The following is an 18,376-nucleotide window of genomic DNA, read 5'->3' as shown; positions in this document are numbered from 1 at the left end:
AGAGAGCGTGAGCAGACCAGGCTTCGTGCTGGAAGTCGACGAACGAACCCCGCCCCTGCTGGTGCACGAGGGCGAGAATTTCCGGCTGGAGCGGCTGCCCCACGGCACCCGGGTGATCTACCCGCCCGACTCGCTGCCCGGCATCCGCGACCTCGACGGGGTCATCCGCCGCGCGCTGCTCGAACCGCACGGCAGCGAACCCCTGCCCGAGCTGCTCTTCGCCGGCATGCGGCTGACGATCGTCTTCGACGACCTGTCGCTCCCGCTGCCGCCGATGCGCCGGCCCGACGTGCGCCAGCGGATCATCGAGCAGGTGCTGGAGATGGCGGCGGCCAAGGGCGTCGACGACGTCGAGCTGATCGCCGCCAACGCCCTGCACCGGCGCATGACGCCGGCGGAGCTGCAGCACGTCGTGGGTGACCGGGTGTTCCGGTCGTTCTTCCCGCAGCACCTCACCAACCACGACGCCGAGGACCGCGACAACCTCGTGCACCTCGGCGACACCGCGGAGGGCGAGGAGGTCGAGATCAACCGGCGGGCGGCCGAGAGCGACCTCGTCGTCTACGTCAACATCACCTCGACGGCGATGAGCGGCGGCCCCAAGTCGGTGTCGGTGGGCCTGGCCAGCTACCGCAGCATCCGCCACCACCACAACGTGCACACGCTGCGGCACTCCCGGTCGTTCAACGACCCGCCGAAGTCGGCCATGCACCACTCGTACAACCGCATGCACGACCTGATCGGCGGCCAGGTCAAGGTGTTCACCGTCGAGACGACGCTGAACAACGACACCTTCCCGTCCGCCACCCGCTTCCTCAACAAGCGCGAGTGGGAGTGGAACTACGGCGACCAGGCCGCCTACCTCGCCTCCCGGCGCGGCAACTCCCTGATGACGCCGTCGATGCGGCGCCGGCTGTGGCACAAGACGGAGGCGCCGTACGGGGTCACGGGCGTGAACGCGGGCGCGCCGAGCGAGGTGCACCCGATCACCCTCCGCAACGTCCACCGCCAGCAGCTCACCGAGGTGCAGGGGCAGGCGGACGTCGCGGTGTACGGCCTGCCGTACATCTGCCCGTACAACGTCAACTCGGTGATGAACCCCATCCTGACGATGTGCCTGGGCCTCGGCTACTTCTTCAACCTGTATCTGAACAAGCCGATCGTGCGCGAGGGCGGCGTCGGGATCTTCTACCACCCGATGCCGAACGAGTTCCACCCCGTGCACCACCCCAGCTACATCGACTTCTACGAAGAGGTGCTGGCCGAGACCACCGACCCGGCGGTCATCGAGGCCAAGTTCGAGAAGCAGTTCGCCACCGACCCGTGGTACACGCACCTCTACCGCAAGAGCTACGCCTACCACGGCGTGCACCCCTTCTACATGTGGTACTGGGGCGCGCACGCGATGCAGCACCTGGGCCAGGTCATCTTCGTCGGCGCGGACCGCAGCGCGGCGTCGCGGCTCGGCGTGCAGTCGGCGTCGACGCTGAACGACGCGCTGCAACTGGCCTCGCAGACGGTGGGCACCAGCCCTTCGATCACGTACCAGCACATGCCGCCGCTGACCCTGGCGTCCGTCCGATGAGCGGCGCGAAGGGCCCGCGCAAGGGCGGCAAGCCGGGCCGGGGGAGCCTCCGCGGCGACCTGGCGATGGTGCGGTCCGGCCGCGACTGGCGCGGCCGGGCCCTGGCCCCGCGCGGCTACCGCACCCCGGGCGGCAGTGCGGCGGGCTTCGGGGCGGGGAAGGCGGAGCAGAAGACGTTCCCCACCGCGTGGGCGCGGACGCCCGCCGCCCGGGCGGTGCGCAACGTCCTGCAGCGCGGGGTGCTCAAGCAGTACGCGTGGGCCAAGACCCGGCCGCAGATCGAGGGCCTGGACCTGCTGGAGTCGCTGCGCGGCCCGGCGATCTTCGTCGCCAACCACTCCAGCCACCTCGACACGCCGCTGATCCTCGGCTCCCTGCCCCGCCGCATCGCCGACCGTACGGCGGTCGGCGCGGCGGCGGACTACTTCTTCACCTCGACGGCGGTCAGCATCACCACCGCGCTGATGTTCAACGCCTTCCCGGTGGACCGCTACGGCTCGCGCCGCGGCGGGGTGTCGCTGCCGGCGGAGCTGATCGACGACGGCTGGAGCCTGCTGCTGTACCCGGAGGGCACGCGGTCGCACGACGGCTGGATGAGCTCGTTCAAGATGGGCGCGTCGCGCCTGTGCGTGAACATGGGCATCCCGGTCGTCCCGGTGGCGGTCCGCGGCACGTTCGCCGCGATGCCCCGCGGCAAGGCCCTGCCCACCCGCACGGGCACGCGCCTGGTGGTCCGCTTCGGCCGCCCCCTGCCTCCGGAGACGGACGAGTCGGTCACGGACTTCCGCGCCCGCATGCTGCGCCACATCGCCGCCCTGTGGGCGGAGGAGGACCTGGGCTGGTACCAGTCGCTCCGCGCGGCGGAAGAGGGCCGCCTGACCCTCCCGGAGGGCCGCACGACGGCGCTCCCGCTGACGTCGACGCCGGTGGAACAGGGGAAGCCGGTGGCGGAGTGGCGGCGCGTCTGGGAGGCGACGAGACCGTCGCTGGGGGACGGCCGCCGGAAGGTGTGGCGGGACGACTGAGGGCTACGGCACCGGGCCGGGACGCAGCCCTGGTGCCGCCCTGGGCGCGAGCGAGTGACCGGTGCCCCCGATGGGTCCCTGGGCGGGGCTCCCGGGTCTTGCCGGATCGCAGCGATGGGATCGCGGGCGGAACGCCGTGGCCGGTCGGCCCCGGAGGCGTGGTCGCGGGGCAGGCCCGGGTTCCAGGGGCGGAGCCCCTGCGTTCTCCGGGCGCCGGAGGCGCGGTAGTGGGGGTCCGGGGCGGCGGCCCCGGGGGCGCAGGGGCGGAGCCCCTGAAGGCCGTCCACCGCGCAGCAGGCGCGGTCGCGGGGTCCGGGGCGGTAGCCCCGGGGGTTCCAGGGGCGGGGCCCCTGATCCCGGGTGCAGCGTCGCAGACGCAACGGCGGAGCCCCGGGTCCGGGAAGGGGCGGGGTCGGGGGACAAACCCCCGCCAAACCCCCCGGTGTCAGTGCGCGGTGGCAGACTCGGGCTCATGCGCTGGGCCATGGCCGACGGACCCCGCGGCGGGGTCATCGTCTGCCCCGTCGACGCCGCAGGCAGCCCTCAGGGCCCCGAACACACCTACCCCCACCCCGCCCACGCCCTCCGCCACCACCCCACCGCCGACCGCTGGATCTGGTCCTCCACCGCCGCGTTCTACCCCCGCCTCCTCGACGCCGGCGAAACCGTCCCCCGCTGCCACGACGTCGAAGCCGCCGAGGCCATCCTCCTCGGCCACGAGGGGATGTGGGGCCTGCCCCGCTCCCTCGCCGCCGCCTGGGCGCGACTTCGCGGACTCCCCGTCCCGGAGGACCCGCCGCCCCGCTCGTTCGCCGGCGAGCCCGAGCCCACCCTCTTCGACGCCGCCCCCGCCCGCCCCCACGGCAGCGACGACCTGCCCGCCCTCCTCGCCGTCCATGCCGCGCAGCAGGACCGCGTCGCCGCCTCCGCCCACCCGCACCGCCTGCGTCTCCTCCTCGCCGCCGAGTCCGCCGGGATGCTCGTCGCCGCCGAGATGCACCACGCCGGCCTGCCCTGGCGCGCCGACGTGCACGACGCCCTCCTCACCGAGCTGCTCGGCGGCCGCTACCCGGGCGGCCTGGAGCCGCCCCGCCTCGCCGCGCTCGCCGACGACGTGTCCCGCGCCTTCGGCGAGCGGGTCCGCCCCGACCTGCCCGCGGAGGTCGTCCGCGCGTTCCGCAAGGCGGGCGTGAGGATCACCTCCACCCGCAAGTGGGAGCTGCAGGACATCGACCACCCCGCCGTCGGCCCGCTGCTGGAGTACAAGAAGCTGTACCGGCTGCACACCGCCCACGGCTGGTCCTGGCTCCAGACCTGGGTGCACGGCGGCCGGTTCCGCCCCGAGTACCTGCCGGGGGGCGCCATGTCGGGACGCTGGACCACGCACGGCGGCGGCGCGCTGCAGATCCCGCGGGTGGTGCGCCGCGCGGTGGTCGCGGACGAGGGCTGGCGGCTGGTGGTCGCCGACGCCGACCAGATGGAGCCGCGGGTGCTGGCGGCCGTCTCGGGTGACGCGGGGCTGATGGCGGCGGCGGACGGCACCAGGGATCTGTACGAGGCGCTGGCCGCCCGGGCGTTCGCGGGCGGGCGCGCGGAGGCGAAGCTGGCGCTGCTGGGCGCGATCTACGGCCAGACCTCCGGCGACGCGCTGACGTACCTGGCGGATCTGCGCCGCCGCTTCCCCGCCGCGGTGGCGTACGTGGACGAGGCCGCCCGCGCCGGCGAGGAGGGCCGGCTCGTCCGCAGCCATCTGGGCCGTACGTGCGCGCCGTCGGAGACGGCGGACGACGGCGAGGCGGGGCTGCCGCAGGAGGACGAGGGGAGCGGGGCGGCGGCCCGCGGGGGCGCCGCGGCGCGGGCGCGGGGCCGCTTCACGCGCAACTTCGTGGTGCAGGCGAGCGCGGCGGAGTGGGCGCTGTGCCTGCTGGCGGCGCTCCGCCAGGAGCTGGCGGGGATGCGGGCGGAGCTGGTGTTCTTCCAGCACGACGAGGTGATCGTGCACTGCCCGGAGGCGGAGGCGCCGGCGGTGGAGAAGGCGCTGGCGGTGGCGTCGGCGCGGGCGGGGGAGGTGATGTTCGGCCAGACGCCGGTGGTGTTCTCGTTCACGACGGCGGTGGTGGAGTGCTACGCGGATGCGAAATAAGGAGGGGCGGAGCGTACGGGCCACGAGGTAGAACGGGTACGTGCCAGAGACCCCGCAGCGGAACGCCCCGCACCACGAACCCGCACGGCACGAACGACGCCCACAGGACCCCGCACCGCCCCAGCCCCCGCCTCACCGGCCCGGCCCTCCGGCCCCGCTGGTGGCCCGCCTCCGCGCCGCCGGCTGCGTCTTCGCCGAGGACGAGGCCCGTCTCCTCCGGGCCGCCGCCTCCACCCCCGCCGAGCTGGACGCCCTCGCCGCCCGCCGCGTCGCCGGGTGGCCGCTGGAACAGGTCCTGGGCCGGGCCGAGTTCTGCGGGCTGCACATCGCCGTCGAGCCCGGCGTGTTCGTACCCCGCAGGCGCAGCGAGTTCCTGGTCCGGCACGCCGCAGAGGCGGCGGTGACCGCCGCCCGCCCCGTCGTGCTCGACCTGTGCTGCGGCTCCGGCGCCATCGGTGCCGCCGTCGCCGCCGCCGTGCCCGGCGCCGAGCTGCACGCCGCCGACGTCGACCCGGCCGCGGTCCGCTGCGCCCGGCGCAACGTCGGGCCGGGCGGCACCGTCTACGAGGGCGACCTGTACGCGCCGCTGCCCGGACACCTCCGCGGCCGCGTCGACGTGCTCGTCGCCAACGCCCCGTACGTGCCCACCGCCGAGGTCCCGTTCCTGCCGCCCGAGGCCCGCGACCACGAGCCGCTGACCGCGCTGGACGGCGGCGCCGACGGGCTCGACGTGCAGCGCCGCGTGATCGCGGCGGCCCCGGAGTGGCTGGCGCCCGGCGGGCTGCTGCTCGTGGAGACGAGCGGGCGGCAGGAGCCCCGTACCTGCGCGGCCGTCGCCGCCGCCGGGCTGACGGCGCACACGGCGGTGTGCGCGGACCTGGCGGCGACGGTCGTCACCGGCCGCGCGCCGCGGGCGGGCGGTGCGCGGCCCGGCGCGGGCCCGGCTACACGAACCCCCGCACCCGGTGCTGCATGACCCGGTACGGCCAGCCTTCCGCGGTGTTCCACTGGCTCACCGCCAGATGCAGGTTGTCCGGCGTCGAGCCGGGGATGACGTAGCCGCCGTACAACTGCGCCACGTGTGAGTCGTCCTCGTTGCCCCACTGCCCGCCCCACACCAGCGTCCGCCGGTGCGCCTCGTACAGGTTGGACGTGGGGGTGTCCATGAGGATGCCGTCGATGCGGTAGTCGGCCTCGTTGAACCACGTGAGGATCCACTTGCCCGCCATCGGCCGCAGGCACATCTCGCCGAAGCGCCCCTCCAGCACCGGCGTCGGCGGATTGCCCCACGCCCAGGCGCCGTTGCGGTAGCCCCACGGCTCGTATGCACCGGGGTCGGCGATCCGGGCCGCCGGTACCCGCTGGAGGATCATCGGCTTGCTGCGGGTGAACTCCGTGGAGAACACGTACACGAAGCCGTCGTTGCCCTCCGCCCAGGTCAGCAACTGGAAGAGCCCGCCGTGCAGGTCGGGGGCGAACTTCGCCCCGGTGTGCACCCAGGTGGCGCCGTTGTCGTCGGAGCGCCAGATCTCCGTCCAGACGACGTTGCCGAGGCCCTTGTTGACCATGGCGTGCAGATACATCGTCGAGCCGATGGTGATGACGTCGGACGGCAGGACGGTGGAGAAGACGGGGTTGTCGTGCTCGTACGCCCACAGTTGCTGCGCCGCCGCCCCGCCCACCGCGCCGGACCAGGTGACGCCCGCGTCGAGGTTCGTGGTCCGCGAGTACAGCGCGACGGGCGAGCGCCACCAGCCGCCGCCGACGCGCGCCTCCTCGAAGGTGTCGCCGAAGACGAAGAGCATCCGGCCGTCCGGCGTACGCACGGGGATGCCCAGGTCGGTGGCCTCCATCCGGTACGCGGTGGTGATCCCGGGCCCGGTGAGGTCCCGGATCTTGGTCACCTCCAGGGCCGCCCCGCCGCGCCCCGCACCCGGGCCGGTCCCGCGGCCCGCGCCCGCCGGCTCCGCCGCCGCCCGGCCGGTCCCCAGCAGCACCCCGCCGCCGACGGCGGCGCCGGCCGCCGTTCTCAGGAACCGCGCCCTGCTCATGGGCGTACCGCGCCCGGCTCCGACTTCGCGATGACTGCCCATGGGCCCTCCCGAAGGTCCCGAGAAATCGATTTCACGAACTCGGCAACAGAGCCTCCCATCGCGTTCCTGGACCGTCAACAACGCCGACACGCCTCCGTGGTGGCGCCGCCCGATGAGTTCCGGCCGCCAGGCTGGTCGACACCGGCAGGGAGAACAGCGCGCGGGAGACCGCCGAAGACCGTGCACCGCAAGGAGTCCGCATGACCGGAACGACATCCCACCAGCCCGAGACGACGCTCGACCCGGCCTTCAGCGGCGCCGGGGCCGCCGCCACCCCATGGCCGGACGCCCGCCGCGAACTGGAGACGGCCGCGACCTTCTGGCTGACGTCCGTACGCCCCGAGGGCCGCCCCCACGTCACCCCGCTGATCGGCGCGTGGCTCGACGGCGCCGTGTACTTCGCCACCGGCGCCGGGGAGCGCAAGGCCCGCAACCTCGCCGCCAACCCGCACTGCGCCGTCAGCACCGGCGGCAGCGCCCTGGACGAAGGGCTCGACGTGGTCGTCGAGGGCGACGCCGCGCAGGTCCGCGACCGCGCCCTGCTCGGCCGGGTCGCGGACGCGTACACCGCCAAGTACGGCCGCCACGTCACTTCGCCCGAGGGCACCTTCCACGGGCTCCCCGAGGCCATCCGCCGCGGCGAGGGCCCGCTGGTCTTCGAGGTCACTCCGCGGGTCGCGTTCGCCTTCGCCAAGGGCGAGCCGTTCGGCCAGACCCGCTACCGTTTCCCCGCCCGGGCGCCCGGCGGAGCCTGAGCCGCGGGCGCTCCGGCGGGGCCTTGCGGGTCCGCCGCGTCACGGCTTGCGGCCGACGCCTCCGGCCATCAGGCGCTCGTAGAGCTTCAGATCCGTGCGGACCGGCTTGTCGGGACGCCAGTGCGGCAGCGAGACCACGCCCGGCTCCAGCAGTTCGAGACCGGTGAAGTAGCTCTCGATCTCGGCGGCGGTGCGGAAGCGGCCGGTGCCGAGGAAGGACAGGAAGGTGTCCTGCAGCGCCCGGGCCTCCTCGCCGACGTCGCAGAAGGCGGTGATCACCAGGTGGCTGCCCGACGGGACCGCGTCCATGTACGCGTCCACGATGCCCTGCGGGTCCTCGTCGTCGTGGAGGTGGTGGAGGATGCCGACGAGCAGGATCGCCACCGGACGGGAGAAGTCGATCAGCCGGCGCACGTCGGGGTGCTCCAGGATCTCCTGCGGGCGCCGCAGGTCGGCGGTGATGACGAAGGTGTCGTCGTTCTCCTGGAGCAGCGCGCGGCCGTGGGCGAGGACGATGGGGTCGTTGTCGACGTAGACCACGCGGGCGCCCGGCAGGTGGCGCTGGGCGACCTGGTGGGTGTTCTCCATGGTCGGCAGCCCGGCGCCGAGGTCGATGAGCTGGTCGATGCCCGCCTCGGCGGTCAGGTAGCGCACCGTGCGGCCCAGCGCCTCGCGGTTGAGCCACGCCAGGTCGTCGATGTGCGGCATGGTCTGCCGCAACTGGTCGGCGACGGCCCGGTCGACCTTGTAGTTGTCCTTGCCGCCGAGCACCACGTCGTAGGCCCGGGCGATGCTGGGCTTGGTGGTGTCGATGTCGCCGGGTCCCGGTTTGGCCGCCCGCCCGTTGCCCTCGTCCTCCACAACAGTCCCTTTCTGCCCGGCTGGTGACGTGAGGGCCGAGCCTATCCGTTGCCGCGGGGCGTCGCACCATGGGGTCAACGACCTTGAGCCATGGGTCGATTGGGGATGGCGAGAAGTACGGTCCCGCCTTGACGGGCGGCGCGGGCGCTCAATAGCGTTCCGGGGCATGCCAGCCCCGAACGAACCCGCCACCGAAGAAGAAGCCCTCGTCGTGCAGTTCTTCGCCGACATGGGCACCACCTACGCCGAGATGGTGCCCGCTTTCCGCCGCCATCTGGCCGACGACTGCGTCTGGGACAACCAGGGGCTGCCGGAGGTCCGCGGCACGGAGCAGATCCTGGGCTTCCTCCAGCAGCTCGTCGACCAGACCGGACTGGAGAGCGTGGGGGGAGAGGTGCTGCGGATCGCGAGCCGGGGCGGCACCGTGCTCACCCAGCGCCACGAGCGCTGGACCGGCAAGGACGGCGCCGTCCTGGTCGAGTCGCTGCCCGTCATGGGCACCTTCGAGGTCGCCGACGGCAAGATCACGTCCTGGCGCGACTACTACGACTCCGCGCTCCTGGCCCACCTGATGGCGGGCGACGCGTGACCGCGCAGACCGGGGAGGACCCGGGCGGGCGGTTCGCGGGCAGGACCGCCGTCGTCGCCGGGGCCAGCGAGGGCATCGGCCTGGCGGTCGCCGCCGGGCTGGTGGCCGGCGGCGCCAACGTCGTCCTGGTGGCCAGGCGCGAGGACGTGCTCGCCGAGGCCACCGCCAAGCTCGGCCCGGCCGCGTCCGGCATCGCCGGCGACGTCGCCGACGAGACGACCGCCGCCCGTGCGGTCGCCCACGCCGTCGACACCCACGGCGGCCTGGACCTGCTGCACTTCAACGCCGGCACGCTGCTGCCCGGCGACATCGCGGGACAGCCGCTCGACCACGTCGACCGCATGCTCGCGGTCAACCTGCGCGGCCCCATCACCTTCGTCCGCGCGGCGGCGCCGGAGCTGGCGAAGCGCCCCGGCGCGGCGGTGACCCTCACGTCGTCGGCCACCGGCCGGCTGCCCGTCCCGGGCCTCGGCGTGTACGGCGCCACCAAGGCGGCGCTGCACTACCTGGTGTCCACCTGGGCCATCGAGCTGGCGCCCAGCGGCATCCGGGTCAACGCCCTCTGCCCCGGCGGCACGTACACGCCGTCGATGTACGAGGCGGCGAAGGCCATCCCGGGGCTGGAGGAGGCCACGATCGCCACCAACCTCGTCAAGCGGATGGCCACCCCGGAGGAGATCGCCCGGCCGGCCCTCACCCTGCTGGACAGCGCGGAGAGCGGGTACGTCACGGGCGCCGTCTGGGACATCGACGGCGGCTACCAGCGCGACCGTTCGGCCGGCTGAGCGCTCCCGGCGGTACGCACGCACCCGTCCCGGACCGCGACGCGGACCGGGACGGCGGGCGGGCCCGTCACGGGCGGCCGCGTACGCCCGTCTCGCGGCGGGCTCAGTCGTCCCGCTGAGCCGCGACCAGCACCTCGCCGGCCGCCGTGCGGTAGTACAGCACCGACCGCCCCGCGCGCCGCCGTCCCACCAGCCGGGCGTCGCGCAGCACCCGCAGGTGCCGCCCCACCGAGCCGAGGCCCTGCCCGGTGAGTGCCACCAACTGCGTCGTGCTCTTCGGGGTGTCCAGCAGCGCCAGCACCGTCGCCCGCCCCGGGCCGAGGAGCCGGCCCAGCGACTCCGCCGGGGCGGCGGTCCCGGTGTCGGCCAGGGCCCCGGCGCAGGGGTAGACGAGCGCGTAGCGGTGCGGTGCCTCCCAGCAGACCCAGCCGGTGCGCGGCACCACGGGCACGAAGAGCAGTTGCGCGCCGGAGACGTCCCGCGGCGGGTAGTCGCGCACGTTTATCTGCAGCCGGCTCGCGCCCAGCCACCGCGTCCCCGGCCGCAGCGCGTCCAGCGCCGCCGCCCAGCCGCCGTGCCCCACCTGCGCGGTGCGCGCGACGATGTCCGCCTCGATGATCCGCCGGCGCCGCGGCCAGTCCGGCAGCACCGTCTCCCGCCAGACCCACTCCATGACCTCCGCCGCCCGGCGCGGCAGGTCGTCGCGGCGCAGCCGCTCCGGCAGCCGGCCGTCGAGGGAGACGGCGACGTCGGCGCGGGCGGCGTCCGGGGGCGTGGCCCGCACCGCCGCCAGCTCCTCCTCGAAGGACACCCCCGCCGCGCCCGTGGGGGTGGGCGTGAGGAAGTCGGCGTTCCATGGCCGCAGGAGCCCCGCCCGGACCAGCTCGTCGGCCACCGGGTCCGCGGCCTGCCGCGCGCGGTACGCGGGCAGGTGGGCGTCGAGCCAGGCGCGCTCCCCGGGGTGCGAGGGAGCGCCGCGGGCGAGCGTCTTCAGGCACGCGAGGGTCTCCGCGAGCGGCGAGACCACGAACCGGCTGCCCGCCAGCGTGTCCGCGTCGACCTGCCACCACCCCATTGCTTTCGCCTCCCGGCGAAACTCTAACCCCCCGGCCGCGATCTCCCCGAGGCTGCCCGGCATGCGCACCTATCGCGAGCTGTTCCGGGCCCCGGAGTTCACACCCCTCTTCGCCGCCTCCTCCCTCCAGGTCGCCGGGCTGACGATCAGCGGCCTGGCGCTCGGCACGCACATCTACGAGCAGACGGGTTCCCCGCTGCTGTCGGCCCTCGCCATGTTCGGCCCCTCGCTCGCCCAGGTGCTCGGCGCGACCCTGCTGCTGTCCGCCGCGGACCGGCTGCCGCCGCGCGGCGCGATGACCGCGCTCGCCCTCGTCTACGCCGCCGCGACCACCGCGCAGGCCGCGCCGGGGCTGCCGGTGTGGGGCGCGTTCGCGATCCTGGTCTGCCTCGGGCTGCTCGCCTCCGTGGGCGGCGGGGTGCGCTACGGGCTGCTCAACGAGATCCTGCCGCGCGACGGCTACCTGCTCGGCAGGTCGGTGGTGAACATGTCCGCCGGCGCCATGCAGATCACCGGCTTCGCGGTCGGCGGCGTGCTCGTGACCGCGCTCTCGCCGCGCGGCACGCTCCTCGTCGCCGCCGCGGCGTTCCTCACCGGTGCCGCCGTCGCCCGCGCCGGGCTCGGCCGCCGGGCGCCGCGCGCGGCGGGGCGGCCCTCGGTCGTGGAGACCTGGCGGGTCAACGGGCTGCTCTGGTCCTCGCGGCACCGCCGCACCCTGTATCTCGCGCTCTGGCTGCCCAACGGCCTCGTCGTCGGCGCCGAGTCGCAGTTCGTGCCGTACGCACCGGACCGCGCCGGCGTCCTGCTGGCCCTCACCGCGCTCGGCATGCTCACCGGCGATGTCCTCGCCGGACGGGTGCTGCCCGCCCGGTGGCGGCCCCGGCTCGGGGTGCCGCTGCTGTTGCTGCTGGCGGTCCCGTACCTGGTCTTCGCGCTGCGCCCGCCGCTGGCGGTGGCCGCGGTGGCGGTCACCCTCGCCTCGGCCGGGTTCGCCGCGAGCCTCGTCCAGCAGGAGCGGCTGATGGCGTTCACGCCTGACGAACTCAGCGGCCAGGCCCTCGGGTTGCACACCTCGGGGATGCTCACCATGCAGGGCGTGGCCGCCGCCCTCGCCGGCGGCATCGCGGAGCTGACCTCGCCGGCGACGGCGATGGCCGCGATGGCGGCGCTCTCGGTCGCCGTCACGCTGGCCCTGACCCCCGGCCTGCGCGCGGCGGGTGCGGCGAGCGCGGCGGGCCGGGCGAGTGCGGACGGTGATGCCGCCACCGCCCCGGCGCGGGAGGACCCGGCCCCGCGTCCGCCCGGTGGCGGGGGCGGGACGCGGGACCGGGAGTCCGGGGTCGGGCCGCGGGCGCCGCGCGCGTGACCGCCCGGGCACGCCGTCGTGGTGGGGGGATGCCGTGCGGGGCACGCGGCGGCGGACCCGGGCGGAGCGTGTGCCGTACGCGCTACGCCGCGCGCCGCGCCGCCGCGCGGTGGCCGCGGATCAGCTCGGCGTAGCGCCGGCCGCTGCCCTTCACGGTGCGCCGCTGGGTGGCGTAGTCGACGTGGACGAGCCCGAAGCGCTTGTCGTAGCCGTACGCCCACTCGAAGTTGTCCAGCAGCGACCAGGCGAAGTACCCCGCCAGCGGCACGCCCCGGCGCACCGCCTCCGCGCAGGCGGCGAGGTGTTCCTCCAGATAGCGGGTGCGCTCCGGGTCGTCGATCTGGCCGTCGGGGCCGACCGCGTCCGGGTAGGCGGCGCCGTTCTCGGTGACGTACAGGCAGCGGGCGCGGTAGTCGTCGGCCATCCGCTCCAGCGTCTTCGTCAGCCCCTCGGCGTGCACCTCCCAGCCCATCGCGGTGCGCCGCACGCCGGGCAGGTCGACCTGGCGCGCGTACGGCAGCGGCCCGTCCGGATCGTCGGCGACGACCTGGCGGAAGTAGTAGTTCAGGCCGAGCCAGTCCAGCGGGGCGGCGATGGTCTCCAGGTCCCCGGGGCGCTCGGGCAGGTCCACGCCGTACAGCCGGCGCATGTCCTCCGGGTAGCCGCGGCCGTGGACGGGGTCCATCCACCAGCGGTTGGTGTGCCCGTCCGCGCGCGCGGCGGCGGCGATGTCCTCGTCGCGGTCGGAGGCCGGCTCGCAGTGCGTGAGGTTGTTGACCAGCCCGATCCGCGCCCCCGGCACCGCGGCGCGCAGCGCCTGGACCGCCAGGCCGTGGCCGAGGTGGAGGTGGTACGAGGCCCGTACCGCCGCCGTGAGATCGGTGAGCCCCGGTGCCATCCGGCCCTCCAGATGGCCGATCCAGGCCGAGCAGAGCGGCTCGTTGAGCGTGGCCCAGTCGGTGATCCGGTCGCCGAGCCGGCGGGCCACCGCGTCCGCGTACGCCGCGAACGCCTCGGCGGTCGCGCGCTCCGCCCAGCCGCCGCGGTCCTGGAGCGACTGCGGCAGGTCCCAGTGGTAGAGCGTGGGGAAGGGCGTGATGCCGGCTTCGAGGAGCGCGTCGGTGAGCCGGTCGTAGAAGGCCAGCCCCGCCTCGTTGACGGGCCCGTCGCCGCCCGGGACGACCCGCGGCCAGGCGATCGAGAAGCGGTACGCCCCGGCGCCCAGCCGGCGCATCAGCGCGATGTCCTCGGGCCAGCGGTGGTAGTGGTCGCAGGCGGTGTCGCCGGTGTCGCCGCCGTCGACCATGCCGGGCGTGTGCGAGAAGGTGTCCCAGATCGACGGGGAGCGCCCGTCCTCGCGTACGGCGCCCTCGATCTGGTACGCGGCGGTGGCCGTGCCCCACACGAAGTCGGACGGGAGGCGGTCGAGGTGCAGGTCGGTCACGGAGTTCCTTTCGGACGTGGTCACTTGACGGCTCCTGCGGTCAGCCCGGCGACGAGGTAGCGCTGGAGCAGCAGGAAGCCGGCGACGACGGGGAGGCTGACGACGAGGGAGGCGGCCATGACCTGGTTCCAGTACACCTCGGTCTGGGTGGCGTACCCCTGCAGCCCGACGGAGAGCGTCCGGGTGACGTCGTTGGTCATGACCGAGGCGAAGAGCACCTCGCCCCAGGCGGTCATGAAGGAGTAGATGGCGACGGCGACGATCCCGGGGACCGCCGCCGGCACCACGACACGGAAGAGCGCCTTCAGCGGCCCGCAGCCGTCGACGAGCGCCGCCTCGTCCAGGTCGCGGGGGATGGAGTCGAGATAGCCGACCAGCATCCAGATCGAGAAGGGCAGGGTGAAGGTCATGTACGTGAGGATCAGGCCGCCGCGGGAGCCGTAGAGGGCGATCCCGGTGGTGTTCCCGATGTTGACGAAGATCAGGAAGAGCGGCAGCAGGAACAGGATGCCGGGGAACATCTGGGTGGACAGCACCGTGACCGTGAAGAGCCGCTTGCCGCGGAAGCGGTAGCGGCTGACCGCGTACGCGGCGAAGACCGCGATGACGACCGAGCAGCCCGTCGCGGCGCCCGCCACGATCAGCGAGTTCAGGAAGTAACGGGCCAGCGGCACCGTGTCCCAGATGTCGAGGTACGGCCGGATGGTCAGCCCGCTGGGGATCCAGCGGAACGCCCCGGTGACGTCCTCCAGCGGCTTCAGCGAACTGCTGAGCATCACGTACACGGGAGTGACCGCGAAGACCGTCAGTAGCGTGAGCACGATCCGCCGGGTCCAGACGAACGACCGCGGCGGCGCGGTGGGGGAGCTATGCACGGGCCGCCTTCCTTCCCCGCGAGGTGAGCAGCAGATAGCCGGCCGTGACGACCAGGAGGAAGAGCAGCAGCAGCACGGACATGGCCGAGCCGGCGCCGAAGTTCCAGGTCACGAAGGACGACTGGTAGATGTGGATGGAGATGATGTCCGCGGACTCCGGTGCCGACTTGCCGAAGAGGATGTACGGCACGTTGAAGTCGTTGAAGGTCCACAGGAACAGCACCAGGACCAGCACCTGGTTGACCGGCCGCAGCGACGGCAGCGTGATCCGGCGGATCTGCTGCCAGATCCCGGCGCCGTCGATCGCGGACGCCTCGTACACCTCGCGCGGGATGTTCTGCAGCGCGGCGGTGAGCACCAGGAAGGCGAACGGCCAGGTGCGCCAGACCGAGACGACGACCAGCGAGACGAACGCGTTGTCGCCGATCAGCCAGAACGTGGGCTGGCCGGTGAGCCCAAGCTGGTCGTGGAGCACGTGGTTCACCAGGCCGTTGTCCCGCTGGAGCATGAAGGACCAGGTGATGACGGCGGTGTAGACGGGCAGCGCGTACGGAGTGAGGAAGAGCGCGCGCAGCAGGCCGCGGCCGCGGAAGGCGTCCTGCATCAGGATCGCCGCGGTGACGCCGAGCAGCCACGAGAGCCCCACCGCGAGCACCGTGAACGCGCAGGTGATGAAGAACGAGCGCAGCAGCGCCTCGCCCACGGGGGCGTCGAAGTCGACGGCGATGCGGAAGTTGTCCAGCCCCGTCCAGGGCGCGGCGCCCCAGTCGCGGATGTAGTGCTGGGTCAGCTCCTTGAAGCTCATCACCACGCCGACGGCCATCGGCACCAGGTGGATCAGCAGCTCGAGCAGGAGCGCGGGCAGGAGCAGGAGGTACGGCAGGGCGCCGCGCCGTACGCGGCCGCGGCCGGTGCGGCGGCGCTTGCGGGCGGCGCCCCGGCCGGCGGGCGGCTTGTCGCCGGGGCCGGCCGGGGGCGTGTCGAGGGCGGTCGCGGTCATCCGGCGCCGCTCACTTCTGCATCTGCTGCTGGGCCTCGGTCAGCCGCTTTTGGACCGATTCCGTGGTCACCTCGTCGCCGGCGGCGGCGTCCGCGAACAGTTCCTTCATCGCGTCGCCGACGAGGGTCTCGAACTGCGCCTCGTCCGGCACCTGCGGCAGCGGCGCGGAGCTGGTGGACAGCACCTCGCGCAGCACGGTCAGGTCGGTGGTGCTGAACGCCTCGTGCTCCTGCGCCTCCTTGACCGGCGGGATGGAGCCGTAGGTCTCGTTGAGGATCTGCTGTTCCTCGGTGGAGGTCATGAACTTCACGAAGTCCAGGGCGCCGTCGAGGTTGTCGGTGTTCTTGAAGACGGCGATGTTGATGCCGGCGACCATGGAGTTGACGTTCCGGCCCTCCGGCGGGTTCTCGCTCTGCATCGGTACGGGCGCGACGCCGTACTCCTCGGGCTTCATGCCGTGCGCCTTGAGCGAGCTGCCGGCGGCCTGCCACAGGAGCATCCCGGCCTTGCCGGTGGCGAGGTCCTTGATCGACTGGTTCTGCGCGTACTCGGCGTTGCCGACCGCGGCGATCTTGTCGTTGGCGAGGAAGTCGACGTACTGCTTGACCGCCGCGACCGCCTCGGGGGTGTCGAACGTCGGGTTGCCCTCGGCGTCGAAGAAGTCCGCGCCGTGCTGCTTGCCGAAGACGAAGGCGTGGTGCGAGTTCTCCACCGGGTTTCCGCCCTCGACGGCGACGCCGTACTTGCCGTCCTTCGTCAGCTTCTTGCCGACGGCGACGAAGTCGTCCCAGGTGGCCGGGGGTTCCTCGATGCCGGCGTCCGCGAACATCTGCTTGTTGTAGTAGAGCGCGTACGCGAGGGAGTACAGCGGCACCGCCGCCGGGTCCTGGCCCTCGGCACCCGCGGCGGCCAGCGCCGAGGGGACGAACCGGTCCCTGCCGCCGATCCGGTCCAGCGTCTTGTCGTCCCACGCCAGCAGTCCGTCGCTCGCCTGCAGCGAGGCGGACCAGGTGTTGCCTATGTTGAGCACGTCGGGACCCTGCCCGGAGGAGGTGGCCGCGAGGATCCGGTCCAGCAGGCTGTCCCAGGGGATGACTTCGAGCTTGACGTCGATGCCCGTCTTCTTCTCGAACTTCTCGATCTCCGGGGTCAGCACCTCCTTGTCGTGCTCCAGGCTGGTGCCCTGGTTGCTCGCCCAGTACGTCAGCTCGTCGGGCTTGTCGTTGCTGCCCTCCGAACCCGTCGAGCTGCCGCCGCCGCAGGCGGCGGCGGTCAGACTGAGGGCGGTGGCGAGTGCGGCGGTCGCCGCCAGGCGGATTCTGCGCATGGGTGGGGCCCCTCTCCGGGCACATGACTTAAGGCTGTGAACGCGGCCCGCGCTTAATTCAGGGCGTGAGTTAAGTAGTGAAAGAAGTCCTCGTCAACCCTTCTCACACGCGTTTCCCGGCACGTATCTTTCCTCCGGGAAGGAGCCACATGGCGAGAAACAACGGCCGTACCGTGCGCGACCTGCGCCGTAGCAACCGCTCCGCGGTACTGCGCCACCTGTACTTCGAAGGGCCGCTGAGCCGCCAGGAGTTGGGCCCGGTCACCGGGCTCAGCTCCGGGTCGATCAGCAACGTCGCCGCGGAGCTGATAGCGGAGGGGGTGCTGGAGGAGGCCGGCGCGGTCGACTCCGACGGCGGCCGCCCCCGCACCCTGCTGCGGGTGGCGCCGCGCTGCGGGCACATCGCCGGCGTCGACGTCGGCGAGACCCGGGTGCGGGTGGAGCTGTTCGACCTCGCCCGTACCGAACTCGCCCGTGCCGAGCGCCCGCTCGCCGACGGCGGCCGGGACGCCGGGCGGGTCGTCGCGCACATCGCCGAGGGGCTGGCCGCCGTGCTCGCCGACGCGGGCGTCGCCGCCGGCGAGCTGCTCGGCGTCGGCCTCGGCGTCCCCGGCATCGTCGACCGCGAACCGGCCCGCGGCGGCGCGGTGGTGTACGCGCAGACCATCGGCTGGGACGCCGTACCCCTGGAGGCGATGCTGCGCACCGCCGCGACCGGCGCGCCCGGCCTGGCGGACGTGCCGTACACCGTGGCCAACGGCGCCAAGACGCTGGGCCAGGCCGAGATGTGGTTCGGCGCGGGCCGCGGCGCGCGCAACGCCGTCATCGCGCTCATCGGCTCCGGCGTCGGGGCCTGCGTCGTCACCGACGGCACCGCCTACGGCGGCTCGTCCAGCGGCGCGGGGGAGTGGGGGCACACCACCATGCGGATACGCGGACGGCGCTGCCGGTGCGGCGCCCGCGGCTGCCTGGAGGCGTACGTCGGCGCGGAGGGGATGCTGCGGCGCTGGCGGGAGGCGGGTGGCGAACCGGTCGCCACGGACGAGGAGTCGGCGCTCGCGGAGCTGATCGCCGCCGACGACCCCGCGGCCCGCGCCGTGCTGGACGAGACCGCCGAATACCTCGGCGCCGGCATCGCCGACCTCGTCAACCTCTTCAACCCGGAGCGCATCGTGCTGTCGGGCTGGGCCGGGCTGCTCGCGGGGCCCCGGCTGCTGCCGGCCGTACGCGGGGCCACGGCCATGTACGCCCTGCGCTACCCGGCGGCGCGCGCGGCGATCGAGATGGGCGAACTCGGCACCGACGCCGTGACGGTCGGCGCCGCGACGCTCCCGCTCAGCCACTTCCTCGACGCAGGCGGCACGGCACACCGCGACACCGCGGCGACCCCGACCCGCTGAAGCCTCCCGGCGCTCCCGCCCGCGCACGAACCGCCACCGGGCGCCGGGTGGGC

Annotated in this window: 16 protein-coding genes; 9 read left to right on the top strand and 7 right to left on the bottom strand. The window is 73.7% G+C overall.

Going from position 1 to position 18,376, the window contains the following annotated elements:
- The first annotated feature begins 7 nt into the window (after nucleotides 1-7).
- The 4 genes from DMB38_RS02860 to DMB38_RS02845 all read left to right on the top strand — a co-directional run bounded on the left by DMB38_RS02860 (nucleotide 8) and on the right by DMB38_RS02845 (nucleotide 5,729).
- The gene (locus DMB38_RS02860) at nucleotides 8-1,585 is read left to right on the top strand and encodes a lactate racemase domain-containing protein (RefSeq protein ID WP_225795263.1); all 1,578 of its coding nucleotides are present in this window, start codon (nucleotides 8-10) and stop codon (nucleotides 1,583-1,585) included.
- Nucleotides 1,582-2,610: a lysophospholipid acyltransferase family protein gene (locus DMB38_RS02855; protein ID WP_125933815.1), complete on the top strand. Its 1,029-nt coding sequence runs from the start codon at nucleotides 1,582-1,584 to the stop codon at nucleotides 2,608-2,610. Before DMB38_RS02860 ends, DMB38_RS02855 begins: the two co-directional genes overlap by 4 nt.
- Nucleotides 2,611-3,082: 472 nt before the next feature.
- Nucleotides 3,083-4,753, top strand: coding sequence for a bifunctional 3'-5' exonuclease/DNA polymerase (locus tag DMB38_RS02850; protein WP_125933814.1), 1,671 nt, complete (start codon nucleotides 3,083-3,085; stop codon nucleotides 4,751-4,753).
- A gap of 157 nt (nucleotides 4,754-4,910) precedes the next feature.
- Nucleotides 4,911-5,729: a putative protein N(5)-glutamine methyltransferase gene (locus tag DMB38_RS02845; RefSeq protein ID WP_125938778.1), complete on the top strand. Its 819-nt coding sequence runs from the start codon at nucleotides 4,911-4,913 to the stop codon at nucleotides 5,727-5,729.
- On the opposite strand, the gene DMB38_RS02840 is transcribed toward DMB38_RS02845, so the two are convergent.
- Nucleotides 5,698-6,804: a DUF4185 domain-containing protein gene (locus DMB38_RS02840; RefSeq protein ID WP_125933813.1), complete on the bottom strand. Its 1,107-nt coding sequence runs from the start codon at nucleotides 6,802-6,804 to the stop codon at nucleotides 5,698-5,700. The two genes, DMB38_RS02845 and DMB38_RS02840, sit on opposite strands and share 32 nt — an antisense overlap.
- Before the next feature lie 242 nt (nucleotides 6,805-7,046).
- On the opposite strand from DMB38_RS02840, the gene DMB38_RS02835 reads away from it, so the two are divergent.
- A complete protein-coding gene (locus tag DMB38_RS02835; protein ID WP_125933812.1) occupies nucleotides 7,047-7,601 on the top strand; it encodes a pyridoxamine 5'-phosphate oxidase family protein in 555 nt (184 codons plus the stop codon).
- A 39-nt stretch (nucleotides 7,602-7,640) separates the two neighbouring features.
- Here the strand turns inward: DMB38_RS02835 and DMB38_RS02830 are convergent, their stop codons facing one another.
- Complete coding sequence (locus DMB38_RS02830; protein WP_125933811.1) at nucleotides 7,641-8,462, bottom strand: SAM-dependent methyltransferase; 822 nt, start codon at nucleotides 8,460-8,462, stop codon at nucleotides 7,641-7,643.
- A 166-nt stretch (nucleotides 8,463-8,628) separates the two neighbouring features.
- Between DMB38_RS02830 and DMB38_RS02825 the strand changes: the two genes are divergently transcribed.
- Nucleotides 8,629-9,051: a limonene-1,2-epoxide hydrolase family protein gene (locus tag DMB38_RS02825; protein WP_240661944.1), complete on the top strand. Its 423-nt coding sequence runs from the start codon at nucleotides 8,629-8,631 to the stop codon at nucleotides 9,049-9,051.
- Nucleotides 9,048-9,836: an SDR family oxidoreductase gene (locus DMB38_RS02820; RefSeq protein WP_125933810.1), complete on the top strand. Its 789-nt coding sequence runs from the start codon at nucleotides 9,048-9,050 to the stop codon at nucleotides 9,834-9,836. Before DMB38_RS02825 ends, DMB38_RS02820 begins: the two co-directional genes overlap by 4 nt.
- 103 nt (nucleotides 9,837-9,939) lie before the next feature.
- On the opposite strand, the gene DMB38_RS02815 is transcribed toward DMB38_RS02820, so the two are convergent.
- A complete protein-coding gene (locus DMB38_RS02815) occupies nucleotides 9,940-10,911 on the bottom strand; it encodes an ArsR family transcriptional regulator (RefSeq protein WP_125933809.1) in 972 nt (323 codons plus the stop codon).
- 61 nt (nucleotides 10,912-10,972) lie between these two features.
- Here DMB38_RS02815 and DMB38_RS02810 point away from each other — a divergent pair, with 61 nt between their 5' ends.
- Complete coding sequence (locus tag DMB38_RS02810) at nucleotides 10,973-12,277, top strand: MFS transporter (protein WP_125933808.1); 1,305 nt, start codon at nucleotides 10,973-10,975, stop codon at nucleotides 12,275-12,277.
- Between the two features lie 82 nt (nucleotides 12,278-12,359).
- Here DMB38_RS02810 and DMB38_RS02805 read toward each other — a convergent pair whose 3' ends face one another.
- Genes DMB38_RS02805 through DMB38_RS02790 form a run of 4 tightly spaced genes read right to left on the bottom strand, consistent with a single transcriptional unit; the run spans nucleotide 12,360 to nucleotide 16,923 of the window.
- The gene (locus tag DMB38_RS02805) at nucleotides 12,360-13,721 is read right to left on the bottom strand and encodes a GH1 family beta-glucosidase (RefSeq protein ID WP_125938776.1); all 1,362 of its coding nucleotides are present in this window, start codon (nucleotides 13,719-13,721) and stop codon (nucleotides 12,360-12,362) included.
- Nucleotides 13,722-13,741: 20 nt separating this feature from the next.
- A complete protein-coding gene (locus DMB38_RS02800) occupies nucleotides 13,742-14,596 on the bottom strand; it encodes a carbohydrate ABC transporter permease (protein ID WP_125933807.1) in 855 nt (284 codons plus the stop codon).
- Nucleotides 14,589-15,596 carry a sugar ABC transporter permease gene (locus DMB38_RS02795; protein ID WP_125933806.1) on the bottom strand — a complete coding sequence of 336 codons (1,008 nt, stop codon included), beginning with the start codon at nucleotides 15,594-15,596 and terminating at the stop codon, nucleotides 14,589-14,591. The genes DMB38_RS02800 and DMB38_RS02795 overlap by 8 nt, the downstream gene beginning before the upstream one ends.
- 10 nt (nucleotides 15,597-15,606) lie before the next feature.
- Entirely contained in the window at nucleotides 15,607-16,923 is a 1,317-nt protein-coding gene (locus DMB38_RS02790) for a sugar ABC transporter substrate-binding protein (protein WP_125933805.1), read from the bottom strand.
- Between the two features lie 149 nt (nucleotides 16,924-17,072).
- Between DMB38_RS02790 and DMB38_RS02785 the strand changes: the two genes are divergently transcribed.
- Entirely contained in the window at nucleotides 17,073-18,323 is a 1,251-nt protein-coding gene (locus DMB38_RS02785) for an ROK family protein (protein WP_125933804.1), read from the top strand.
- The last annotated feature ends 53 nt before the right edge of the window (nucleotides 18,324-18,376 follow it).

Origin of the sequence: Streptomyces sp. WAC 06738, from assembly GCF_003945505.1 — a bacterium.
Taxonomy (GTDB): Bacteria; Actinomycetota; Actinomycetes; order Streptomycetales; family Streptomycetaceae; genus Streptomyces.
Note: the sequence above shows the minus strand (reverse complement) of the source record. Positions and strands in the feature narration are given on the sequence as shown.